General features: G+C 39.9%; 18 protein-coding genes. 10 read left to right on the top strand and 8 right to left on the bottom strand.

Annotated elements, in window-relative coordinates:
• Positions 1-251 precede the first annotated feature (251 nt).
• Together AACW45_RS03620 and AACW45_RS03625 are read left to right on the top strand one after the other, a co-directional pair.
• Positions 252-1,022, top strand: coding sequence for a hypothetical protein (locus AACW45_RS03620; protein ID WP_190631224.1), 771 nt, complete (start codon positions 252-254; stop codon positions 1,020-1,022).
• A 69-nt stretch (positions 1,023-1,091) separates the two neighbouring features.
• Positions 1,092-1,850, top strand: a complete 759-nt coding sequence (locus tag AACW45_RS03625) for an MBL fold metallo-hydrolase (RefSeq protein ID WP_190631226.1) — start codon at positions 1,092-1,094, stop codon at positions 1,848-1,850.
• 106 nt (positions 1,851-1,956) lie between these two features.
• On the opposite strand, the gene AACW45_RS03630 is transcribed toward AACW45_RS03625, so the two are convergent.
• Positions 1,957-3,162 carry a glycosyltransferase family 4 protein gene (locus AACW45_RS03630; protein WP_190631228.1) on the bottom strand — a complete coding sequence of 402 codons (1,206 nt, stop codon included), beginning with the start codon at positions 3,160-3,162 and terminating at the stop codon, positions 1,957-1,959.
• A gap of 152 nt (positions 3,163-3,314) precedes the next feature.
• Entirely contained in the window at positions 3,315-4,175 is an 861-nt protein-coding gene (locus tag AACW45_RS03635; RefSeq protein WP_190631230.1) for a phosphate/phosphite/phosphonate ABC transporter substrate-binding protein, read from the bottom strand.
• A 182-nt stretch (positions 4,176-4,357) separates the two neighbouring features.
• On the opposite strand from AACW45_RS03635, the gene AACW45_RS03640 reads away from it, so the two are divergent.
• Entirely contained in the window at positions 4,358-5,269 is a 912-nt protein-coding gene (locus AACW45_RS03640) for a c-type heme family protein (protein WP_190631231.1), read from the top strand.
• A 472-nt stretch (positions 5,270-5,741) separates the two neighbouring features.
• Here the strand turns inward: AACW45_RS03640 and AACW45_RS03645 are convergent, their stop codons facing one another.
• Positions 5,742-7,112, bottom strand: coding sequence for a serine/threonine-protein kinase (locus AACW45_RS03645; RefSeq protein WP_190631233.1), 1,371 nt, complete (start codon positions 7,110-7,112; stop codon positions 5,742-5,744).
• 1,377 nt (positions 7,113-8,489) lie between these two features.
• Between AACW45_RS03645 and AACW45_RS03650 the strand changes: the two genes are divergently transcribed.
• On the top strand, positions 8,490-9,209 hold the full coding sequence (locus tag AACW45_RS03650) for a hypothetical protein (RefSeq protein ID WP_313933757.1): 720 nt from the start codon (positions 8,490-8,492) through the stop codon (positions 9,207-9,209).
• Positions 9,210-9,836: 627 nt separating this feature from the next.
• Positions 9,837-11,039: an FtsW/RodA/SpoVE family cell cycle protein gene (locus AACW45_RS03655; RefSeq protein ID WP_190631238.1), complete on the top strand. Its 1,203-nt coding sequence runs from the start codon at positions 9,837-9,839 to the stop codon at positions 11,037-11,039.
• Positions 11,040-11,492: 453 nt separating this feature from the next.
• Here the strand turns inward: AACW45_RS03655 and AACW45_RS03660 are convergent, their stop codons facing one another.
• Positions 11,493-12,068: a Uma2 family endonuclease gene (locus tag AACW45_RS03660; RefSeq protein ID WP_190631239.1), complete on the bottom strand. Its 576-nt coding sequence runs from the start codon at positions 12,066-12,068 to the stop codon at positions 11,493-11,495.
• A gap of 24 nt (positions 12,069-12,092) precedes the next feature.
• On the bottom strand, positions 12,093-13,184 hold the full coding sequence (gene aroB / locus AACW45_RS03665) for a 3-dehydroquinate synthase (RefSeq protein WP_190631241.1): 1,092 nt from the start codon (positions 13,182-13,184) through the stop codon (positions 12,093-12,095).
• 194 nt (positions 13,185-13,378) lie between these two features.
• Between aroB and petL the strand changes: the two genes are divergently transcribed.
• On the top strand, positions 13,379-13,474 hold the full coding sequence (petL, locus tag AACW45_RS03670) for a cytochrome b6-f complex subunit PetL (RefSeq protein ID WP_190631243.1): 96 nt from the start codon (positions 13,379-13,381) through the stop codon (positions 13,472-13,474).
• A gap of 252 nt (positions 13,475-13,726) precedes the next feature.
• On the opposite strand, the gene bioB is transcribed toward petL, so the two are convergent.
• The gene (bioB, locus tag AACW45_RS03675; protein WP_190631246.1) at positions 13,727-14,740 is read right to left on the bottom strand and encodes a biotin synthase BioB; all 1,014 of its coding nucleotides are present in this window, start codon (positions 14,738-14,740) and stop codon (positions 13,727-13,729) included.
• A gap of 425 nt (positions 14,741-15,165) precedes the next feature.
• On the opposite strand from bioB, the gene rimJ reads away from it, so the two are divergent.
• On the top strand, positions 15,166-15,741 hold the full coding sequence (gene rimJ / locus AACW45_RS03680) for a ribosomal protein S5-alanine N-acetyltransferase (RefSeq protein ID WP_190631247.1): 576 nt from the start codon (positions 15,166-15,168) through the stop codon (positions 15,739-15,741).
• A 367-nt stretch (positions 15,742-16,108) separates the two neighbouring features.
• On the top strand, positions 16,109-17,566 hold the full coding sequence (locus tag AACW45_RS03685) for a protein adenylyltransferase SelO (protein ID WP_190631249.1): 1,458 nt from the start codon (positions 16,109-16,111) through the stop codon (positions 17,564-17,566).
• A gap of 98 nt (positions 17,567-17,664) precedes the next feature.
• On the opposite strand, the gene AACW45_RS03690 is transcribed toward AACW45_RS03685, so the two are convergent.
• Both AACW45_RS03690 and AACW45_RS03695 read right to left on the bottom strand, forming a co-directional pair.
• The gene (locus AACW45_RS03690; protein ID WP_190631251.1) at positions 17,665-18,696 is read right to left on the bottom strand and encodes a glycerate kinase; all 1,032 of its coding nucleotides are present in this window, start codon (positions 18,694-18,696) and stop codon (positions 17,665-17,667) included.
• 197 nt (positions 18,697-18,893) lie between these two features.
• Entirely contained in the window at positions 18,894-19,226 is a 333-nt protein-coding gene (locus AACW45_RS03695) for a DUF565 domain-containing protein (RefSeq protein ID WP_190631253.1), read from the bottom strand.
• A 739-nt stretch (positions 19,227-19,965) separates the two neighbouring features.
• Between AACW45_RS03695 and AACW45_RS03700 the strand changes: the two genes are divergently transcribed.
• On the top strand, positions 19,966-20,592 hold the full coding sequence (locus tag AACW45_RS03700; RefSeq protein ID WP_190631255.1) for a hypothetical protein: 627 nt from the start codon (positions 19,966-19,968) through the stop codon (positions 20,590-20,592).
• 321 nt (positions 20,593-20,913) lie between these two features.
• A complete protein-coding gene (locus AACW45_RS03705; RefSeq protein ID WP_190631257.1) occupies positions 20,914-22,761 on the top strand; it encodes an ArnT family glycosyltransferase in 1,848 nt (615 codons plus the stop codon).
• Positions 22,762-22,840: the final 79 nt, after the last annotated feature.

Consider the following 22,840-nt stretch of genomic DNA (forward strand, 5'->3'; position numbering starts at 1 on the left):
CAATGGTCAATGGTCAATGGTCAATGGTCAATGGTCAATGGTCAATGGTCATTAGTCATTGGTTCGCTAACAACTAACAACTAACAACTGACAACTAACAACTGACAACTAACAACTGACAACTGACAACTGACAACTGACAACTGACAACTGACAACTGACAACTAACCACTGACAACTGACCACTCTGAGCAAAATTGGTATAAGCTTGTACAAAGTTAAATAGCACAAGATAGTTGAAATAGCGCCTTATGTCAATTATTGCGCTCAGAGCATGGTATATACAAGATTATGAGCCAATTCCGGAATTGGAAAAACGTCCGCCAGATATTCGCCTGAGTAAGAAAAGTCTGTTGCGATCGGGATTGAGAGCGGATTTTTTGGAAGATAGCGATGAAGTCAAACAATCAACTTGGTTTAGCCGCTATCTCGAAGGGGAGACTATTGAATTTTATGTTGAAGGTAGTGGTGGCTATTGCGTCGCCAATATTGACTTGATTAGTCATGAAATTTATTTTACTAAGCAAGCGCTGTTAGCTCAATTAGAGCCAACTATTTTTTTATGCTATCAAACTGAGTATGCCGCAGCGAGCGAAGCTTTGCGAGAAGGGTTGCAAAAAACTTTAGAAACGTTAAACAAGCGATCGCGTCTTCCCCTAACTTTAGTAGAATCATATCGTCCGGGAACTGGCCCCTTAAGGCTTTCGGCAGGGATTTTGCGCAAAATCCGCAAGAGCTTATTATTTATTGCAGACACAACTGCGATCGCGAGTATCCCCAGTAAAGAAACTACACAATTAATTCCCAGTCCCAATGTCTGTATTGAAATCGGCTATGCAATCCAAAGTAAGCGATCGGAACAAATTTTACTAGCGCAAATGCAACGTCCAGACTTAGAAGGCGAATTTCCCTTTGATTTACCCAAGCAGCAAATTCTCCAATTCCAAAACAGCATAGAACTCAATAAAATCCTCAGCGTTGCAATTCCCGCCCAGCTTGCAAGATTTAAGCTGTTTTTTTAATTAAATTATTTTTTGTTAAGAATTGCAAATAAATTCATAATATAAATCAGGTGTTATCTTGATTGTGCTATGCATTTAACTTGGTTAGACAGCAATAGTTGGCTGATTGAAATCGCAGGTAAACGAATCTTACTAGACCCTTGGCTAGTGGATACGTTAACCTTCATTAATTTGGATTGGCTATTTAAAGGTACTAAACTCAAAGAACGCCCCATACCAGAAAACATTGACTTGATTCTGCTGTCTCAGGGTTTAGAAGATCATGCGCACCCACCAACACTCAAACAACTTAATCGCCAAATTCCGGTGGTAGCCTCTTTAAGTGCCGCAAAAGTAGTGCAGAATTTAGGTTATACCTCTGTAACAGCCTTAAATCCCGGTGAAACTTTCACATTTCAAGATAATTTAGAAATTAAAGCCACTAATGGTTTGTTTGCAGGCCCTAACGCCAGAGAAAATGGTTATCTCCTCAAAGATTTGCAGAGTGGTTTAACTTTATACTACGATCCTCACGGCACCCATGACCCGCAAATTCAGCAAGCTGCACCAGTAGATGTGGTAATTACACCCCTGGTTGATTTGAACCTACCCTTAGTAGGTTCGATTATTAAGGGAACAAACAAAGCCTTAGAAGTAGCCAAGTGGTTAAAACCGCAAGTCATGCTACCCACAGCCGCAGGTGGCGATGTTACCTTTGAAGGATTGATCGACAAATTTCTGACAACTGTAGGTACTGTTGAGGAATTTCGGGCATCATTAGCGCAAAATAATCTCAGCACCAAAGTAATTGAACCAGTACCAGGCGATCGCATTCAATTGCAATTGTAAATAAGTTGCTGCAATTAAAGATAACTGGTAAAGTTTGTCATTTGTCATTTGTCATTTGTCATTTGTCATTGGTCAATTAATTACGTAGTGAGGATTTTAGTCCTCGCTACGCAATCACATCTTTAATTAATTGAATATGTTGCGGAAGCAAACTAGCTAAATCGTAACGCTCTAGGGCTGTTTTTCTCGCATTAGCGCGCAGTTCCGCCATTTTATGGGGATGATCTAAGACTTCATCAATGCGATCGGCTATTTTCTGCGGTGAAAAGAAATCTACCAATAAACCATTTTCACCATCGCGGATAATCTCAGTTACAGGCGCAGTATCAGAACCTAAAACTAAGCATCCTGTAGACATAGCTTCAATCATCGACCAAGAAAGTACAAATGGTCTGGTTAAATAAACATGTACAGAAGATGCTTGAATAACTTTGAGATATTGTACATAAGGTAAACTGCCAGTAAAGTGAACCCGTGATAAATCTAAGGGAACTTTGTTGAGCATCAACTCTTTAAAAGTCTTACCATCAGGTAAAGATTTACCATAGCAAACTCGATCTGACCCAACAATTACAGCATGACAATTCGGTCTGCGTTCTTGAACATAAGCCAAAGACTCGATAAACTGAGGAAACCCGCGATAAGGTTCCATTCCCCGCGCCACATAGGTGACAATTTCATCCACACCAGAAAGGTCAAGATTTGGTAATACCAGTTTAGCTCCCGGATTTGGTTTAAAGAATTCCGTATCAACTCCATCGTGGAGGACAGAGATTTTATCATGGAATTCTTTCGGGAACTGAGATTTTTGCCAATTGGTTGGTGACAAACCGCGATCGCAAGTATATAAATCAATTAATATCGGTGCATTTTTTACCCGGATACGGGCAACATCATCAACAGTTAATGGTTCTGCTGGGTCGAAATCTGCATCTGTACCCACAGCGTGATAAAACCATTCAAAATAACAAATTAGCGGTGTATTAGGAAAAGCATCCTTAACAAACAAAGTCGGGCCCCAGCCAGAATGACCGCAGATTACATCCGGTACAAAACCTTGTGCTTTCATTTGTTCCGCCATTTTATATACAGCTTGACCGTGTAATACCGCACCTTCTAATGGGCGAACATAATGATGAGTTGAAGGATGAGGATCGCGATTTGGTGCAAAAATCACCTTATTAATCCCAGCTAAATTAACTTCGCGATTTTTTGTGCCAAATACCACCACATTCTTAGGATCTTGCGCCAAAGTTAAAGCTACATGACGATACTGAGCCGGAAAGTTGTTATGAAGAAATAAAATTCGCATATAGGATTTAGGGGTTAAAAGGGGGACAAGGGAAGGAAGACAAGGAGAAAGCTTGACCAATGACTCTTGTACAGACAAGGGTTCATCGCGTCTCTACCAAATAACTCTTGTACAGACAAGGGTTCATCGCGTCTCTAACAAATGACAAATGACTAACCCACAAATAACCGCACGGGTTTAGTTTGCAGTTGCGGTGTAATTAATTTGACTCGCTCAACTACAGAAATCATGTATTGGTAATCGGGTATTGTTCCGTTGGGTACATACCCAACTTCTTGCGCTAAAGACGAAGGAAACTCATTCATAACTTTGCGGATGTACTCTTGACGATTTCGTTCCACATTAGGGCCGATCAACACTACGCCTGATGGGACATAATGTACATCGGTGTGCAAAATGCGAAACTGAGTTTTTTGTAACTGAGAGCTGTAAAGATTATACTCAGCAATAGAAACAGCACCAGCTGCGGCTTTACCTACAGCTACCCATTCCATTACTGTTTGCGGTGTGGGTGCAAAAATTATCTCACTGAGTGTCATGCCATACAAGTTGAATAGGGGAAAATAATATCCGGTTGCTGACCCAACTTGACCTAAGGCTACTATTTGATTTTGTAGCTGTTTTAATTCCGCGATGGGGTTATCTTTGCGCACGACAAACACCGATCGCAAATTACTTACACCCACTAAAGGAAAAATAGGTACGTATTGATAACGCGCGATCGCAATTGCAGCTAAACCCGGTGGTGCAAATACCAAATCCCACGCCCGTGCTTCTAAGCGTTCAGCTGCTTTATTTTCGTTAAAAGCAGGCTCTAACTTAATATGTGATTTCGTTTTTTCTGCTAAGTGGCGATTGAATTTCGCGTACTGGGTAATTATTTCTTCTCCACCACCATAGCTGATGCTCCCAATGGTTAATGCACCTTCAAACGGCGATTTTGATTTACACCCATGCATCGCCAAAAACAGCATTTGGAAAAGAAAAACACGACGAGATAATTTCCAAGACATGAGTAATTTATGCGAGCAAAAACTATAATAGCTTTGAGATTAAGAAGTTATGCAGCCTAATAATCAACAATAATTTAATTAATATTTGTTTACTTTTGTAGTATCCGTTATAAACTAGCTATAAGTAATATAAGATTATATTTCTGCAATCATATGTAAAGTTTTGTATAGAGATAATAATTATGTTTATAAAATTCAAAAATTTTAATATTGGTACTAAATTTAACTTACTGTTAATCGTAGTTTTTATCATTAGCATTGTCATCAGTGGTACAGCTTTATCAAGTTTACTCCAACGCAGAGCGCAAAATGAAGTTGCTACCAAAGCTCTGATTTTGATTAAAACTATGAACTCTGTCAGACAATATACACAAGACCGCATAAATCCCTTACTTGAACCCAGGCTAGAAACCGAGCCAGTATTTATTCCCGAAACAGTCCCGGCTTTTTCAGCTACAGAAGTATTTGAAAATTTACGGAAAAATGAAGAATATAAAAACTTTCTGTATAAAGAAGCAACACTGAATCCGACTAATTTAAGGGATAAAGCTGATAGTTTTGAAGCGCAAGTTGTCGAGCGATTCCGCAAAAACCCCAATCTCAAAGAAATTGCAGATTTTCGGAGCTTTCCAGAAGGCACAGTCTTTTATATTGCCCGTCCCTTAGCCATCACCCAAAAAAGTTGTCTGCGTTGTCATTCTACCCCAGATCAGGCTCCTAAAAGTCAGTTAACCACCTATGGTTCCAATAATGGTTTCGGTTGGAAACTCAATGAAATTGTAGCGGCTCAAATCATCTCAGTACCTTCAGAGCAGGTTTTTAATAGCGCCCAACAAACTTGGCTGTGGATCATGGGGCTGTTGATTGTGATTTTTGCGATCGTCGTGATTTTAATTAACTTCTTAATCAAGAAAACAGTAATTGAGCGGATTAGAAAAATTGAAAAAACCGCTCAAAAAGTTAGTACCGGAGACATGACTGCTAACTTTGATGAAGATTCTAACGATGAAATTGGTGGTTTATCTTCTGCATTTAATCGGATGAAATATAGTTTACAAATAGCTATAGATATGCTAAATCAACAAAGTCAATAACAATTCAAAATTCAAAATTCAAAATTCAAAATTCAAAATTCAAAATTCAAAATTCAAAACATTTTCAGTCTGGGTGTAATACCAATTCTCTGTGAAGCTGCACATAAACGCCCGCAGGCTAGAAGCCTGGGGCTAAACAAACAAAGCCTGCCTACGCAGGCTAAATTATATGCATCTTCATATTAAATTGGTGTAAATCCCCGACTGAAAATGATACTACGTATAGAGGTAGGGGTTTTAAACCCTGTTATTTACAGCATCTTCCTGTAAATAGACCACGCTGTAGGGGCACGGCACCGACAATCTTTTGGTACATACAATAATTTTACTGTTGCCGTGCCCCTACGACAGATGTGGTTCAAATAGGTGAAAACTGCTGTAAGTAAATAGACTTGAAACCCTTACCAATGACAAATGACTATTGACTATTGACTATTGACTATTGACTATTGACTATTGACTAATAAGATTTTTAAGAAAGTAGGCGTTGCTGAAATTCTGCTGCTTTTTTGGGGTCGGGAATTTGTGATTTCAAAGTATTCACCAGTTCCTGTTCTGTAATTTGAGGCGCAGATTTAATTGCTTTTTGAACTAAAAAAGTAGCGATGGGGCCAATTATGCGAACTAACTCTTGCTCGCATTGTCGCACAAAGCGATCGCTAATTGCGGGAGCCGCCTGACTGGGTACAGTATTAGACTTAGGTTGAGAATTTGTTGTAGATTCCCGCAGAAACATCATTGACTTCTGCTTGAACTCATTTTTTTGTTTTTCTCCCAGATGTACTGACAAGGTGTCTACAACTTCTTGATAACTCGATGCTGATGCCGCAATCTGCCTAATTAACGTCGGTGCTAAAGGGCCAACATACTGCAAAAGTATACTTTCCAGGTACTTCTGCTGCTCCGGATTTAAAATCGAAGTTACTTCCTGTCTGACTGTATTCTGTTGGGAATTTCCAGACTGGGGAATCTGCATCAAAGATAACGGCGGTTGCGTCAGTTGATAATCAACCTCAGTATCGCTAATCACCTGCTGTAATACTTGTAAAACCTCGGTTGCAGTCTGGTAGCGCTCCTTAAAATGGTACAGCACCATTTTGGAGATGATAGGGGCTAACCAAGGACTAACTTGAGCGTGGTGTTGCCAAAGAATTTCGCCTGTATTCGGATCTTCTTGCAGTTGCTTAGGATGTAAGCCTGTTAAAGCCTGAATCGCAATAATACCCAAAGAATAAATATCACTATTAGGGCGAGGTTTCCCTTGTCCCTGTTCTGTAGCCATATACCCAGGGGTACCTATGGCAATAGTAGTATCTCCATGCCCAGCAACTGTGAGTAATTGCGTTTGGATTTGTTTAACTGCGCCAAAATCAATTAGCACTAATTTGCAATCTTGAGGTCGCCTAATTATATTATCCGGCTTAATATCTCGATGAATCACTTTGTGACTGTGGACAAACTCCAAAATTCCCAAAATTTGTTGTAGCAACTGCACAACTTGTTCTTCAGTCCAGCGTTGACCTGGGAAAAATTCTGTTTTCAGAGAATGTCCTTGAATAAACTCTTGCACCAAAAAAAATTCCTGGTCTTGTTCAAAATAAGCTAACAGCCGAGGAATTTGATCGTGGTGACCCAACTTTTCTAGTGTTTCTGCTTCACTATTAAATAAACGTCTTGCTGTTGTCAGGAATTCTGGATTGTGAGTACAAGGCTTTAAATGCTTAACAACACACCTGGGCGCACCTGGCCGGTGTGTGTCTTGTGCAATGTAAGTTTGCCCAAATCCCCCTCCTCCCAGGACTTGGAGGACTTGATAACGTCCGTCGAGTAAAGTTCCTAACATATGATGACTCGTCTAAGTCCTCATCCTAATCTTGACACATATACCCCTGTGGGTAACTGATCTTGACAAAGAATCATTCAATCAATTGCACTTGCCAAATCGTAAAGCACAGCAGAAATAAAAATACCATTTCCCTTGAAGGAAAAGCTAATAATATCAAGCTTTTGACTTACTCGGTAGCTGTACTAGCCTATTTTAAATTTTATTCATGATGAGTATCCATGTTATAAAAACATTGCGCAATAAGCGCTTACATACTACATCAATTATCTTCATTTCAATAATTGTAAGTTTATTCCTACCTCTATATTTGTAAATATACAGCTAATTTAATGAGTCTTATTCTATAAGTAAAATTTGGTAATTAAACTAAATATAGTAATCTTTATTAATTCCACACAATACTCATAGCATAAGGAAACTCTTCCGAGAAACAGTAGACAAGGTAGCAAAATATCTACTGAATATTTGTCCCGTGAAATGGGAAGTATATAATCAGTATGCAAGTTTACATAATATCAAAAATAAATCAAACATTTTGCCATCAATTTTATTTTGCTAAAAAATTATTCTTAGTGAGTTTGAGGGCAAATTGACTTGTTAAATTGTCAGTTAATTTAATCAGTCTGATGCACTCCTACTATATATACAGCAGTTATCCAGAATTTATGCAATTCTTTGGTGTTGATATGGGAAAAAGCTTTTTCCGGATAGGAGGGAACTTGTGATGACAGTTACTACTCTTGGAAAATACCACCCAAGAGCATCTACAGATTTAATGACTGAACTGGCTGACTCAGCTTCCTAGCCAGGAATTGTCAACAAATAAAAACATTCACTAGCAGTTCTTTGTCGTCGGCAGTAAGCATTGCTCCTAGACAGTCTGCTAGATACAATAGTAAAGCATAACCATTTCTCTGTCGATAAGGAGCTAATTGTTCAGCTAAACTTTGTCCTAGAAGAACATCCTAGTAGAACAAGTAAAAAGTAAAAGGTAAAAAGTAAAAAGAAATAATACTTATAACTCAAGCTTTTTAGGCATTTTACATAGTAGGTTAATTGCCGTCGCAACATACTAGATATTTTCGCTAGCGTCAAGTGTAAGCCGAGAAAAAACAAATTAATTTGATTAAATGTAACTTGAAAAACTCATATATTTATTGCATAGTAGAGCCGCGCAATTCAAGATAGTTGGTAAAGGCTATCATTGGTCATTGCCAAGGGTTTTAATAGTATCTGATTGTACAAAAACTCTTATTCGCTCGATGTAAATATTTATTTAACAGATGAGTTATCAATAAAACTTCTGACTTAACATTCCAAAAATTAGCTTGCTATATTGTACTAAATAACTATTCTGGCAAGGTGGATAAAACTGTGCGAGATGATTTACAAGGATTGGAGATTACTGCCAAAGAACTACAAAATTTGACTAATCTGCCTGTTAAGGATGAACTCATAAATATTATTGTTCCGGTAGGGCAATTTGTAAAGCAAGTTCTAGAAAAGATTAAAGGAACTGAAGGCGCTACAGTAGTTTTTATCAGCTTTTCTATATTAGTTGGCTGTTATATAGCTTTTGATTTCATCGTCAAATTATTCGATTTGTGGCTGACAGTTCCATCTTGGTTAGTATTGATGGTTTTGGGGTTATGGCTGGGGGGAGTTACCCAAATAGGTTTATACGTAATGTGGAGAAAACGTAGTAAACTGCTAAAAGCAAACATGACACATTCTTTGCAAATTTTATTAAACGATGTCGATAGATATAATGCAATTATTAAAGCCATCGATATTAACGATCAAATAGAAGATGCTGGTAATTCAGATGTCAGCATTCGCGAACGAGAGAGAGTGTTAGCAGCACTGCGACTGACGCGAAATGATTTAGTAAGGGCGCTCAAAACCGAGAAAATTTTGCGAGAAAATAAAAACTTTATTATTAATCATAGTGATTTCTTTGCTGATAATTTGGCAACTTTAACAGCAATGCAGGTTACCGAACAGGCTACTGAACATGGCCGTATACTCAATGAAGCATTGCAGATTGCCTTAGATGTGCAGCATGAAATGAAAAAGTTGCAGAGTCAGCCTTAAAACCAATAAGCTAAATCCTGCAATCAGGTTTCAGGTTAAGCCTGAGGTGATAAGCTATTCTGCTTTTAAGTTGTACAATCCATTGTCAGAACTGTTGACTGTTGACCGTAGGGGCGGGGTTATTTATATTTTTGTTAATCAACGAGGATATCTGTGAACCCGCCCCTACAACAATGAACAGCCCTAATTAGTATTTAGACAATTTAGACGCACATTAGCTTACGAACTCAATACTATAGGGTTTCAACTAGTCCGCAGAAGCGGACTTTTTTTGTAGAATCTCATCCTTTCTAGATCTCAAGTCAACGTCAGGGACTTCCAAATACAAAATATTCCAATCATTAACTTACCAAACCCGCAACTCGTAGGGGCGGGGTTACCCCGCCCCTACAATTTGGCATAATTTATTTTTTGGAGTTCCCTAAAACCCTAATTTCATCTAGTTTCCATGCTTTGCTTGGGAGGGAAAATCCTCAGGCTCCCAAAAACTGTAAAATCAGAAACATCTATCTTCGGGTATTGGTAATTTATTCAGGGTACATATTATACAAGTTAATTACTGTTTTACCCTTCCCAAATCTAAAATATCAAATCTAAAATCTAAAAGTTCTTATACCTATACTGATTGTGAATCTAAGTCGCCTGATTCCGATTTTTGATAATTCCGTTTCCAGCTGGGCTTTGGAGGCGCGCCTGTTGCGCTGGTTAACATTGATTTGGCTGTTTGTCGGTTTAATTATCTTATTTTCAGCATCTTATACGGTTGCTGCTGTTCGTCAGAATGATGGGTTGTATTACTTTAAGCGTCAACTGCTTTGGGTGCTGGTTTCGCTAATTTTATTCAATATAATTGTCCATCTCCCCTTAAAAAAAATCTTAGGGGTCAGCCATTGGTTTTTAATATTGTTTCTCTTGTTAATTTTCTGTACACTCATACCAGGATTAGGCAAAAAAGCTTTTGATGCGGCGCGTTGGATTGCGATTGGCCCGATTCCTATTCAGCCTTCAGAACTGATTAAGCCTTTTTTAGTACTCCAAAGTGCGCGACTATTTGGTCAGTGGGAAAAGTTAAGTTGGCGGGTTCGCTTTACTTGGTTGGGTATTTTTGGGCTGGTACTTTTAGGAATTATTGCTCAACCTAACTTGAGTACTACAGCACTGTGCGGGACAACTATTTGGTTAATTGCTTTAGCAGCAGGGTTACCTTACAAGTATTTGGGGGGAACAGCTGTAGGTGGAGTTTTGTTAGCTTTATTGAGTATTAGCATTAAGGAGTACCAGCGCAAGCGGGTGATGTCGTTTATGAATCCTTGGGCTGATGCTACAGGGGATGGCTATCAATTGGTGCAAAGTTTGCTAGCTGTTGGTTCTGGTCAAACTTGGGGTTCGGGGTTTGGCTTGTCTCAACAAAAGCTGTTTTATCTCCCAATTCAGGATACTGATTTTATTTTTGCGGTGTTCGCTGAAGAATTTGGTTTTGTGGGGAGTATGGTTTTGCTGTTGATGTTGGCTATGTTCGCTACTTTGGGTTTAATGGTGGCGCTAAAGGCGAAAAATCCTGTGTCTCGATTGGTCGCGATTGGGGTGACGATTGTGATGGTAGGACAATCTTTGCTACATATTGGGGTAGCTACAGGGGCTTTACCAACTACGGGCTTACCTTTACCTATGTTTAGTTATGGTGGTAATTCGATGATTGCTAGTCTTGTCGGTGCGGCGTTACTGATTCGCGTAGCTAGAGAGAGTAGCGAGGCTGATGTAGTCCCTTTGCGTACAAATCAAAAGGAATTTCAGCGTCGGCGTCAAATGTTCAAGAAAACGAAAGTTTAATATAGTGTTTCTCGGTTGAATGCAATACAGTACGCGCTTCGGGGCATGGCAGTGCCAGTGCCCCTACAATCTGTCGCATTCACGTTTTTTTAAATTGGTATGAGATGCTTTGTGAATGATGAGCGATCGCGAAAATTCTATCACCTACCCAGAGTAGAAAGTCAATTTTGGCAATTTGCTGTATTTGCTGCGAGTGCAAGTTGTAAATCAAGTATACGATTCGTAAATCAAGTTTTCTAATTCGTAAATCAAATATACGAGTTGTAAATCAAGTATACGATTCGTAAATCAAGTTTTCTAATTCGTAAATCAAATATACAAGTTGTAAATCAAGTTTTGTAACTACAAAATCAAGTATACGATTTGTATATTAAGTTCACAATTGATAAATCCGCTAATTTAACCAAATTAGGCTATGTGTATATTTAATTCAGCTTTTAGCTCATCCCCACACTACTTTAAGGGAATTTTCGCTTTTTGAAACAATTGCTCAACGGTAAATTCCCACCCCTCAAATAAGGAATCTGTAAGTAATTCATCCCCCATAAATGTCTTGGGTGGCGCGTCTGGGTAAAACACAGTAATACTTCTGGCTTTACTGTCTACCACCCAAACCCGCAAGACTTGAGCATCTAAATAATCTTTGGCTTTAGCCGTCATTTGTCCGAAGGTTTGTCCGGGGGAAATAATCTCAATTACCAAATCGGGAGGAACAGAACAAGTTCCCTCTTCATCCCAGTCTGCGGGTAAACGTTCATTAGATATATACAACAGATCCGGCGTTGGTAGCCAATCTTTTCCTTGGCGGGTTAATGCTATAGCCAATTCTGGACAAACTTCTCCTTTACCTGCGGATAATTCCTCGATTAAATTGAGAAGGGCACGAGTTAGTTTAGAGTGAAATTTCTTTGGTGACATTTTCGCAATTGCTTGGCCATCAACAAGTTCGTAGGTGATATCTCCCTCATCTGGAGGAAGATTTAAGAACTCTTGCAAGGTCAGTTTATTATTAGCTTCAAGTTTGACCATGTTCGATTAAAGATTTGAGATTATTTACATTTTCTGCAAGACTTGACGAATAATATCTGCGGGAACTTCATCGGTAACTGTGACTACACCTATCTGTGTGGGTAGAACAAATCTGACTTTACCTGCTTTGACTTTTTTATCTAGTTGCAATGCGTCAATAATAGCTTCAATATCTAGCCCAGATGGTAATTGTGTGGGTAAACCTGCTTTTTGAATTAAGGCGTTTTGACGTTCTGTCTCTGCTGTTTGCCACATTCCCAGTTCTACCGCAATTTGTCCGGCGGCTACCATGCCAATTCCTACAGCTTCGCCATGATTAACTACACGGTAACCGGTTAAGCTTTCTACAGCATGACCGATTGTATGACCGTAATTTAAAATCGCCCTTAATCCAGCTTCTTTTTCATCTTTGCTGACGACATCGGCTTTAGCTTGACAAGACCTAATTAATATGCTTTCAATCAGTTCCGGTTTAATGTAGCGCAGTTGATTGAGGTGTTTGCTGGCTTCCATTTGGGCAAATAATTCTGCATCCCAGATGACGCCGTATTTAATTACTTCTGCCATACCGGCACGAAATTCGCGCACAGGTAGGGTTTTTAAGACTGTGGGATCGATTAATACTAGGCGTGGTTGATGAAATGCGCCAATTAAGTTTTTACCTTGGGGATGGTTAACGCCTGTTTTCCCGCCAATTGCGGAGTCTACCATTGCTAGTAATGTGGTGGGAACTTGGACGACATGAATTCCGCGCAGCCAAGTTGCGGCTGCAAAACCAGCCATATCGCCAATGACACCACCACCCAAGGCGACAATGGTGGCGGAACGTTCTAAGCGGTTTTCTAAAGCTGCATCGTAAATTTTTTGAATTGAGTTGAGGTTTTTGTAGCGTTCCCCAGGTGGCAGAATACAAGTAGAGACTGTAAATCCGGCATTTTGTAAAGATGCGATCGCTTTTTCGCCATAATGTTTAAAAATCGTCGGGTTAGAAACCAGCAGTACCTTTTTACCTAATTTGAAACTGCTCATTTTTTCACCCAGTTGTTCTAAGCTTCCAGGTGCGATCGCAATCTCATAAGATTGCTGTGGTAAATTCACGCTAATTACAGAAGTCATTGCCCAGCCCTAAAAACACGCCCGTGGGCTGTATTTTACCGCAATCTGGGATTGAGGAGGCAGGGGGGCAGGGTGCAGGGGGAAGAAGAAATAAATTTTGCCCAATGCCCAATGCCCAATGCCCAATGCCCAATGCCCAATTACCACTAACTAATGATTCAATAGATTTAGTGAAGTATTGTGGAGAAAGATAAATGTTTGCAATTGTAGCTTATATTGGTTTCTTGGCTTTGTTTATTGGCATTGCTAGCGGTCTATTGTTTGGTCTGCGTGCTGCTAAAATTCTGTAATCGTAATTACTAATTCGTAATTTACAGCAGATTTCAGGTAAATGAGGTATGCGCTTCGGGGCATGGCAGTGCCAGTGCCCCTACAATCAACGATATAATCTGTACTTCACCAACTGGCAATTATGCTGTATCTGCTTGGTTTTGTTAGGGATTTGCAAATAAAAACATCATCCCAATCGTTAACTTACCAAGCGCAAAACTCGTAAGGGCGGGGAAACCCCGCCCCTACGATTTGGCATAATTTGTTTTTAATTATCCGACAATGGCAGGTGTTGTTACTTTCGCTTCTCTTTTGGTTGGGGGACGCATTTCTAAGCCAAGCAAGTTCAACATTTCTTTGTCAGCATCGTAATCTGGACAGGGTGTTGTCACAGTTAACATTTTGTTGTCGTCGCTGGAAAAGATAGAATTGGCTCCAGCCATGAAGCATAAGGCTTGTTCAACTTGAGAAAGTCTCGCCCTACCAGCGCTAAGACGAACATCGGAGGCTGGCATAATGATTCTGGCTGTGGCAATCATTCGCACTACATCCCAAATGGGGACATCTGGCTGATTTTCTAGGGGCGTACCTGGAACTTGGGAGAGAATGTTAATCGGTACAGATTCGGGATGGGGGCTGAGATTTGCTAGAGTATGTAACATGGATACTCTATCTTCAGGGGTTTCACCTAAGCCGAGAATTCCGCCAGAACATACGGTAACATTGGTTTGACGCACATTTTCGATAGTATTTAGGCGATCGCTATATGTTCTGGTGGTAATAATAGTACTGTAATGTTCCCGCGATGTATCTAAGTTATGGTTATAAGCGTAAAGTCCCGCATCTTCTAAGCGTTTTGCTTGATCTGCGGTTAACATTCCCAAGGTACAGCAGACTTCTAAACCCATTGCTGTGACATCTTTTACCATGTCTAGCACTGTCTCAAATTGAGAATTATCCCGTACTTCCCGCCAAGCTGCACCCATGCAAATGCGGCTGACACCTGTTTGTTTAGCTTTTTCGGCTATACTAACTACTGCCTCTTTTTCTAACAGGGCTTCGGGTTTTACTTCTGTTTTGTAGCGGGAAGATTGGGCGCAATAGTTACAATCTTCTGGACAACCTCCGGTTTTAATGGAGATTAGCTTACAAACTTGAATTTGTTTTGGGTTGTGAAATTGGCGATGTACGCTAGCAGCTTGATAAATCAACTCTAGCAATGGCGTATTGTATATCGCCTGAATTTCTGCTTCTTGCCAATCGTAGCGGATTCTTCCCACGGACATCGCTTATCCTTCTTATAGTCTGGATTTACCAAGAACTGTCTTTTTGTTGAATATCCTAAGATACTGCATTTGGTAGAGCGATCGCACTTTTGTAACGCTGCCTATGTGCTTGATTGGCGATCGCTTTTCCATTGATTTGCTTATAGATATTAGAAATCAGCTTATCAAGATTTTGGTTTTACAGTAGATTAAGCGTCAATAAAGTTATCTCATCAACAGCTACGATGCTAATCTTTGGGTATAACTTCCTCAAGCTGGAAACTATACCCAGTTTGACAACTGCTAAATTTATCCATTCTGGAGGTTGCTGATTAAATTTCTGTAAATTAAATTACACTTATCTGCTTATTCATTTGTAATCGGCATTAACTAGTTAAAAAAACCTTAAATTTTGACTTAAATAATCCAGTTAATGATATTTGTCTATGAAATCAGAACTACCATTGATAACGAGCGATCGCCTGTTATTAAGAATCGGTATCCAAGAGGATATTCCCCAAATTCTCAAATTTTTTACTGAAAATAAAGATTATCTGACGCCATTTTATCCCCTATGGGCTGAAGGTTTTTTTACAGTTAAATATTGGCAGTATCAAGTTGAAGGTAATTTATTAGAATTTATTAATGATAATTCTCTAAAATTGTTTATTTATCCGAAAAAAAGCTTAACTGAAATCATCGGTACTATTAATTTCACTAATTTTGTCCGGGGTGCTGCTCATTTCTGCTATGTTGGCTATAGTCTGGCGGAAACCCAACAAGGTAAAGGCTATATGACAGAAGCACTGAAAGCCGCCACTGATTATGTATTTACCGAGTTAAATATGCATAGAATTATGGCAAATTATATGCCACACAATCAACGTAGCGGTAATGTACTTAAAAGGCTGGGCTTTGTTGTGGAAGGATATGCTAGGGACTATTTATTAATTAATGGAGAGTGGCAAGATCATATTCTTACCAGTCTCACCAATTCTCAGTGGACAAAACTCAACTCTTAGCTAAAAATTATTTTTGACAGTTGACAGTTGACAGTTGACTGTTGACTGTAATGAAAAATTTCATGGCAAATCCATACAGAATACACAACAACTCCACAATTAACTGTGATAGTAGTTAGTGTTCATACTAAGTTGCTTCAGCAACACCAGGTGATGGGGAAAAGGATCATCAAATATCCAATTCCCCGCTTTTTTTGGTGAATTATAGCCGTAGCCAGATAGATTAGGACATCAAGCTAAGATAAAATCCTGACAATAAAAGCCTTTCGAGTCAGTCAACAGTCAAAAGTCAACAGTCAACAGCTATAACTCCACAACTCGCAAAACTTGTAGTATTAAGAGAAGAATTCATCAAGCTTTACTTGTAATGACTCTGGCTGAAACTTCCAACCAAACAAATTCTCGCAATCCGTTTGTTAACCTGAAATATGAACCAGCCTTAGAATCTTTAGGCAATGACTACTATGACGAAGTCGCAGCAGCAGAATTTCCGCAACATATCCTGCGCTGGCGCAACGATGCATTACTACCCCGTTTAGGATTAAATCCTCAAACAGTCACCGATGAAGATTTTATCACCGCCTTTGGCAAATTTGCAGAGCGTCAACCATTATTAGCTCTACGTTATCATGGCTACCAATTTGGCGAATATAATTCTGGCTTGGGTGATGGTAGAGGCTTTTTGTACGGACAAGTACGCGGGATTGATGGGGAATTATACGATTTTGGTACTAAAGGTTCGGGGAGAACTCCCTATTCCCGTGGTGGTGATGGGATGCTTACACTTAAAGGTGGTGTGCGCGAAGTTTTAGCTGCGGAAGCTTTGCATTACATGGGTGTGCGCACCTCCCGTTGTTTAACTATGATTGAAACAGGTTTATCTCTATGGCGCGGTGATGAACCTTCTCCAACTCGCTCATCTGTGATGGTAAGAATGAGCAGTTCTCATATTCGCTTTGGCACTTTTGAGCGATTACATTATTTACGCCGTCCCGATTTAAGCCGAAAGTTATTAAACCATGTAATTGAGCAATATTATGCACACTTAATTACAGAGGTAGATAAATATGCGTTATTTTATGCAGAATTAGTTAAAAGAGTCGCAGAACTTGTAGCGCAATGGATGGTAGCTGGCTTTTGTCATGGAGTGTTAAATACTGACAATATGTCCATTACTGGGGAGAGTTTTGATTACGGCCCTTATGCTTTTATTCCTACCTACGATCCCTATTTTACTGCTGCATATTTTGATTATTATCGCCGCTATTGTTACAGCCATCAGCCAGGAATTTGTAAGTTAAATTTAGAAATGCTCCAGGAACCTTTAAAAGAAATCATTGATAAAGGTGTGATGGAGCAGGGATTAGCTAAGTTTGATGAATATTATCGTGCCGAATATCGTGCTTTAATGTTGAAGAGGTTAGGCTTTGAAGATTTACAAGCGCCGGAACTTGATGAACTCTTTCCCCTAACAATTGAATTCTTACAAGATAGTCGAGTCCCTTATCATCAATTCTTCGCAGAAATGGCGCGGACTTTTGCTGCAAATTGGCGCGACGATCCGGCATTTGTTTTACATGATAGTGATATTGTCCCGGCTACGGGAGCGTCAGCCATGTTTGATAATTGGTGTATTTTGTACCATAAAGCGTTAAATAATTTTGATATCGATAAAATTGATGTCATTGCTCAAAATTTACGTCGATATAATCCCAAAACGGCTTTATTAAGACCTGTGATTGAATCAATTTGGGAACCAATTACCCAAGATGATAATTGGCAACCATTTTATCAATTAATTGAGAAGATTAAATGTGGGGATTAGGGCATTGGGCATTGAAACAATTTTGGATTTTGGATTTTAGATTTTAGATTGGAATCCAAAATCGCAAATCTAAAATCTAAAATTCCTTGTCTCTCTTGTCAGTAGATTTTGCCCAAAGTGCGATCGCTATTTATCTCAATTACCAAATCAACATGGGGTGACTCGATTAGGGGTTTGAGGAATAATTCTGGATGTAGCGATCGCCAAAAGTAATTGACAAATTCTTCTATTTGTGTATCACTCATCCCCGATTTACCAGCAGCTATCATTTGCTGTTCGGCTTGTTTGCGCCATGCTAAGGAAGAATGGTAATCCCTGGGATATAACACTATTAAACTATCTAAGCGTTGCCACAGGGGTAGATAGTTCTCTAATTGACGATTCATATCGCGGGCAAATTCCCGATCCTCTGCTGTGATAATTGGTGGTGGTGGATTATCAAAAGCTTGGGGATCGATTGGTTGCACTCCCACAAACCAGCCTTCAAAGAGCAAAATATCTACATCTGTGACAATTTCTGGGGTAGTGCGATCGCCTGCGCCGTTGTAAGCTGATTTATCAAAGCGGGGAATAGTTACCGGACTTTGGGATTGATGAATTCCATCGAGTACATTTAAGCCTAAATCAATATCGTGGGTTCCTGGGGGGCCTCGCCAAATTAACCGGGGATCTTGTTGAATTAAAAGTAAGCGATCGCTATAGGTTTTGTATAAGTCATCCAATGATAAATTCAGGGTACGGTATCCCATCTGCTGCAAAATCAACGTCAGCGCTTGACACATGGTAGTTTTACCCGTTCCCTGTACGCCTAAAATTCCTTGGATGAAGGGATATCCCAATTTTTGGCGCTGTAATCTGATGTTGATTGCTAAAGGTAGCCACAAGTCCCACAGTACAGGTAACATCTGTTGGGGTCGCTTTTGCAGGGTATTTTGGCAAAATTCCCGAAAAGCTGGGAGTATAGATTCGAGTAATTGCGATCGCGTTTCGATGACTTCATCCACGTTTCTTGGGTTGATATCCCAAGCAGGCGATCGTAAATTATCAGCTAAAGCTGCTTCCTTAGCCTTTTGTCGCCAACTTTCCGAAGCTTTCCCCGTACTCAGAATTTCATCCAGCCACGAACCCATATTCTCATCCCCATAACAATTGATACCAAACTGCAATCAAAAACGTAACATTGAACCTCTCACCAGGGCGGGGAAACCCCGCCCCTACGAATAACGATCTAAAATAAACCCGCCCCCAATGCCCCAATGCCCCATGCCCAATGCCCCATGCCCAATGCCCCATGCCCAATGCCCAATGCCCCATGCCCAATGCCCAATTACGATCCCAACTTAAAGGCTTCAATAAACAGGCTGTAGATAAACCCTATTTTGAGAATATTTAGCGCTTCCACCCACAGCGATCGCTTGGAGAAAAAATTCCGGTTATAAAATATTCTGCTAGTGATTTCCGTCAAAAAGACTAGAAACGCCGCTACCACAATATCTAATTCGGCTTTTTGTCCCGCAGTGGTAGAAATTGCTGTACCCAGAAAGGTACCAAAGAAAAAACTGATTACCAGTAGAGACAATCGCCGCCAAGGGTTGAGGAACCATTGACTCAAGCGGCTAGCAATGGTATCTAGCAAGTTATTCAGCCTAGTGTTTTGCATGATTAAGACTGGAATCAAAAGTCACGAAATCTTCAAATATTCCTCTTCTTGAGGATATCGGTTATAGCTTAAGCTTATTTTAGGGAAGTACAAAAAATAAATTATTCCACTGATTAAGTTGTTAATGGTTAGCAGTCAACAGTCAACCGTCAACAGTCAACCGTCAACAATACCATTGGAATATTTGTTACTTAGAATTCCCTAAGTAGTAGCTTAATTATCTATTTGGTTGTTCAGTGGCGATCGCATTTTATACATTGTCTCATCTTTGTGAAACCAAGACGCTCAAAAAAATTTTCTGCTGTGAGGTGTTACCCCTCAACCAGAAGAGTTATCTTAAAAGATGAAGGGTGAGATATTAAGAAAAATGAAGTTCATTCCCCAGATTTATCTGAGGGTTTATCGCCATCATCTTAGTTGCGATCGCTACTTCTAAAATCAAAATTGCTCTTTGTGTTTTTACGAATAAATTTGCTAATTATGTATCATAATTATAGTTTGTATTTCCCAGGCACTCAAGAATAAAGCCTTGATTCATCAGGGTTCTACCTGATTTTTCCCGCGAAACTCAAGGTAATTCTTTTTGCTAGTATGTTTCCTGAAAATGCTACTTATGATACATAGCATGACTTGGTTTCAGGAGACTCTATAGTAGGCAGTTTCAGTACTTGCCTCTTCAAGGAATAGGCTACTATTTGGTCAAGCCTAGACAAATACTTATTTCTAATAACTAATCAAAATGAAAACGTCAGTGTATCGTAACGCTGCTGTTCTAGCCTGTTCTGTAGGACTGTTAGGGTTACTGGTGGGGTGCTTTGGTATGAGTGTTTCTTTTGAGACTACAAATCCAGATTCAGCTACTTCACCACCTAACGGAACTTCTGAGGTAGCCAGCAATGTATCTTCAGCCGTGGCTCATGAAACATTAACTTCTACTAATGTTTCCGATTCAGTAACAACCGCAAGTAACAAAGTAGAAGATAGCACTAGCCAAATTACTACCCGCCTAGCATATCGTCAAGACTCAATTGGAACTGCTAAGGATCGGGGAACTTTGCGCCTGAGTAATCAAACAAATCAGCCTGTGCGCATAGCTTTATTAGCGCGAAAGTCTCAGGGTAATTCAGCGCCAAAAAACCAACAAGAAATTCCCGCACATTGGGATTTTGCACCCCAAGAAGGAAGTGAAAAGGGGTTGTTACTATCTTTACCAACCGGGAATTTAAAGTTAGAAAAGGGAGATGTTGTAGTCGCTTTTGCGCAAGATGGTTCTCGTCGCTACTGGGGCCCTTACGTAGTAGGAGAAACATCTCTGCCTAAATGGGATTCCCAAAAGCAAGAATGGCTACTTATACTGAATCAGTAATTCAGCTAATGCGCGTCTAAATTGCATAACTACTAATAAGGGCTGTTAACTGTTGTAGGGGCGGGTTCACAGATATCCTCGTTAATCAACCAAGATCTAAATAAACCCGCCCCTACAGTCAACGGTCAACTGTCAACAGCCCTCATGATGGATTGTGCAACTTAAAAGCAGAATAGCTTACTAACTTGTAATTCGATCGCCTTTTAGATCCCCGACTTCTTCAATAAGTTGGGGATCTAAAGTTAGCAACAGCTACCAAGAACAAAATATCACCAGTCAGCGACTAAAGAATGTAGGCTATTAACCATTGACTGATTACTAATGAAGATGAAAGTGAGCTTTCCCCAAACTGTTGACCAGTGGTTCAAGAATATACTACAGCGTCCAGCCCTTGCTGTGACTGTATCAGTTCTGTGGTTGATTGTAATTGGTTGGATTGCTTATGGTTGGAATTTAGGCAACATTGGCTTAGTGGATGAAACAGAACCACTGTTTGCTGAAGCTTCCCGACAAATGTTAATTACTGGGGATTGGATCACCCCCTATTTTAATCAAGAGACGCGCTTTGATAAGCCAGCATTAATTTACTGGTGTCAGGCGATCGCTTATGCAATCATGGGTGTAAATGAGTGGGGAGCGCGGATTCCATCAGTCATCGCTGCAATGGGAACGATTGGTTTAGCCTTCTACACAGTACATTGGTCATTAACTAAACAGGATGAATTAGAACAGGTTTCTCGTCCAGCACGCCGTTACTTAACAGCAGGACTAGCAGCAACTATCATGGCGCTAACCCCAGAAATGATCGCTTGGGGTAGAATTGGCGTTTCCGATATGCTGCTAACTGGGTGTATAGCCTCAGCTTTACTTTGCTTCTTTCTCGGTTATGCAGGGAATTCGCCATCACCAGCAAATTCTAAATTACCTAATAAATGGTATTTAGCTTGTTATGTCCTTGTAGCTGGCGGAATTTTAACCAAAGGGCCTGTGGGGATTGTCTTACCAGCCATTATTATTGGTGCTTTTGTTATTTATCTGGGAAAACTCAGAGAAGTATGGCGAGAAATGAATGTATTGCTAGGGATAGGGATTATTTTACTGTTATCAGTTCCCTGGTATGCCCTAGTAATTTGGCGTAATGGCTGGAATTATATTAATTCTTTCTTTGGTTATCACAATATAGAACGCTTCACGGAAGTAGTTAACGGACACTCCGCACCTTGGTATTTTTACTTTCTGGTAGTGTTGCTAGGCTTTGCCCCATATTCAGTTTATCTGCCTGCTGCCCTGATTAGACTGAAATTTTGGCAGCGATCGCGCTGGCTATCTCAAGAACGTTCTCAGCAATTAAGTTTATTTGCTTGTGTCTGGTTTCTCAGCATTTTTATCTTTTTTACCATCGCTGTTACCAAACTACCTAGCTATGTGTTGCCATTAATGCCAGCAGCAGCGATTTTAGTCGCCCTATTATGGAGTGACTTTATCGGTGAAGGCGAGACAGAGAAGCGATCCCCAGCATCCAAATCATTTTTGGGGAGCGCTTGGGTAAATGTGGCATTTTTATCAGCACTAGCGATCGCATTGTGGCAATTAACTAAATTAGTCGGCTACGATCCCGCCGCACCCAACTTATATAACCGGATTCAAGAATTAGGTTTACCAGTCTTGGGGGGGATTATTTGGCTACTGACAGCAATTTTTATCGCCGCTTGTATTATCAATCGCAGTTGGCAAGGTATTATTAATGCCAATTTACTCGGTTTTATTGCCTTTTTTATTGTAGTTTTGATGCCTGCTTTATTAGTCATGGATCAGCAGCGTCAGCTACCTTTACGAGAATTGTCTGTCATGGTTAGTCAAGTCAAACAACCCAATGAAGAAGTCATCATGTTGGGCTTTAAAAAGCCGACGGTAGTGTTTTATAGCCATCAGCATGTTAAATATTTATCATCATCCGATGAAGTTGTAGACTATATTCACAAGGAAAATACCAAGCCAGCCAAAGCCACTTCTGTACTTTTGTTAGCCGAACAAGACAGATTTGTCGCAATGGATTTAGAACCAGATGAATATCAACATCTCAGCAGTAAAGGCGCTTATTATCTCACACGAATTGCTGTGAAGAAAATCAAAAATCAAAAGTTAGATATATCGTCAAATAGTCAGTAGTCAGTTGTCAGTAGTCAGTTGTCAGTTGTCATATTCATCAGCATTTGTTTATGTAATTTTTAATTTTCGTAGGGGCGGG

The sequence above is a fragment of the Calothrix sp. FACHB-168 genome, assembly GCF_963889195.1.
In the GTDB taxonomy this organism is placed as follows: domain Bacteria; phylum Cyanobacteriota; class Cyanobacteriia; order Cyanobacteriales; family Nostocaceae; genus Aulosira; species Aulosira anomala_A.

Coding starts and splice junctions, on each gene's coding strand:
- AACW45_RS03620 (WP_190631224.1), top strand. CDS start 252: ATGTCAATTATTGCGCTCAGAGCATGGTATATACAAGATTATGAGCCA.
- AACW45_RS03625 (WP_190631226.1), top strand. CDS start 1,092: ATGCATTTAACTTGGTTAGACAGCAATAGTTGGCTGATTGAAATCGCA.
- AACW45_RS03630 (WP_190631228.1), bottom strand. CDS start 3,162: ATGCGAATTTTATTTCTTCATAACAACTTTCCGGCTCAGTATCGTCAT.
- AACW45_RS03635 (WP_190631230.1), bottom strand. CDS start 4,175: ATGTCTTGGAAATTATCTCGTCGTGTTTTTCTTTTCCAAATGCTGTTT.
- AACW45_RS03640 (WP_190631231.1), top strand. CDS start 4,358: ATGTTTATAAAATTCAAAAATTTTAATATTGGTACTAAATTTAACTTA.
- AACW45_RS03645 (WP_190631233.1), bottom strand. CDS start 7,112: ATGTTAGGAACTTTACTCGACGGACGTTATCAAGTCCTCCAAGTCCTG.
- AACW45_RS03660 (WP_190631239.1), bottom strand. CDS start 12,068: ATGGTCAAACTTGAAGCTAATAATAAACTGACCTTGCAAGAGTTCTTA.
- aroB (WP_190631241.1), bottom strand. CDS start 13,184: ATGACTTCTGTAATTAGCGTGAATTTACCACAGCAATCTTATGAGATT.
- petL (WP_190631243.1), top strand. CDS start 13,379: ATGTTTGCAATTGTAGCTTATATTGGTTTCTTGGCTTTGTTTATTGGC.
- bioB (WP_190631246.1), bottom strand. CDS start 14,740: ATGTCCGTGGGAAGAATCCGCTACGATTGGCAAGAAGCAGAAATTCAG.
- rimJ (WP_190631247.1), top strand. CDS start 15,166: ATGAAATCAGAACTACCATTGATAACGAGCGATCGCCTGTTATTAAGA.
- AACW45_RS03685 (WP_190631249.1), top strand. CDS start 16,109: ATGACTCTGGCTGAAACTTCCAACCAAACAAATTCTCGCAATCCGTTT.
- AACW45_RS03690 (WP_190631251.1), bottom strand. CDS start 18,696: ATGGGTTCGTGGCTGGATGAAATTCTGAGTACGGGGAAAGCTTCGGAA.
- AACW45_RS03695 (WP_190631253.1), bottom strand. CDS start 19,226: ATGCAAAACACTAGGCTGAATAACTTGCTAGATACCATTGCTAGCCGC.
- AACW45_RS03700 (WP_190631255.1), top strand. CDS start 19,966: ATGAAAACGTCAGTGTATCGTAACGCTGCTGTTCTAGCCTGTTCTGTA.
- AACW45_RS03705 (WP_190631257.1), top strand. CDS start 20,914: ATGAAGATGAAAGTGAGCTTTCCCCAAACTGTTGACCAGTGGTTCAAG.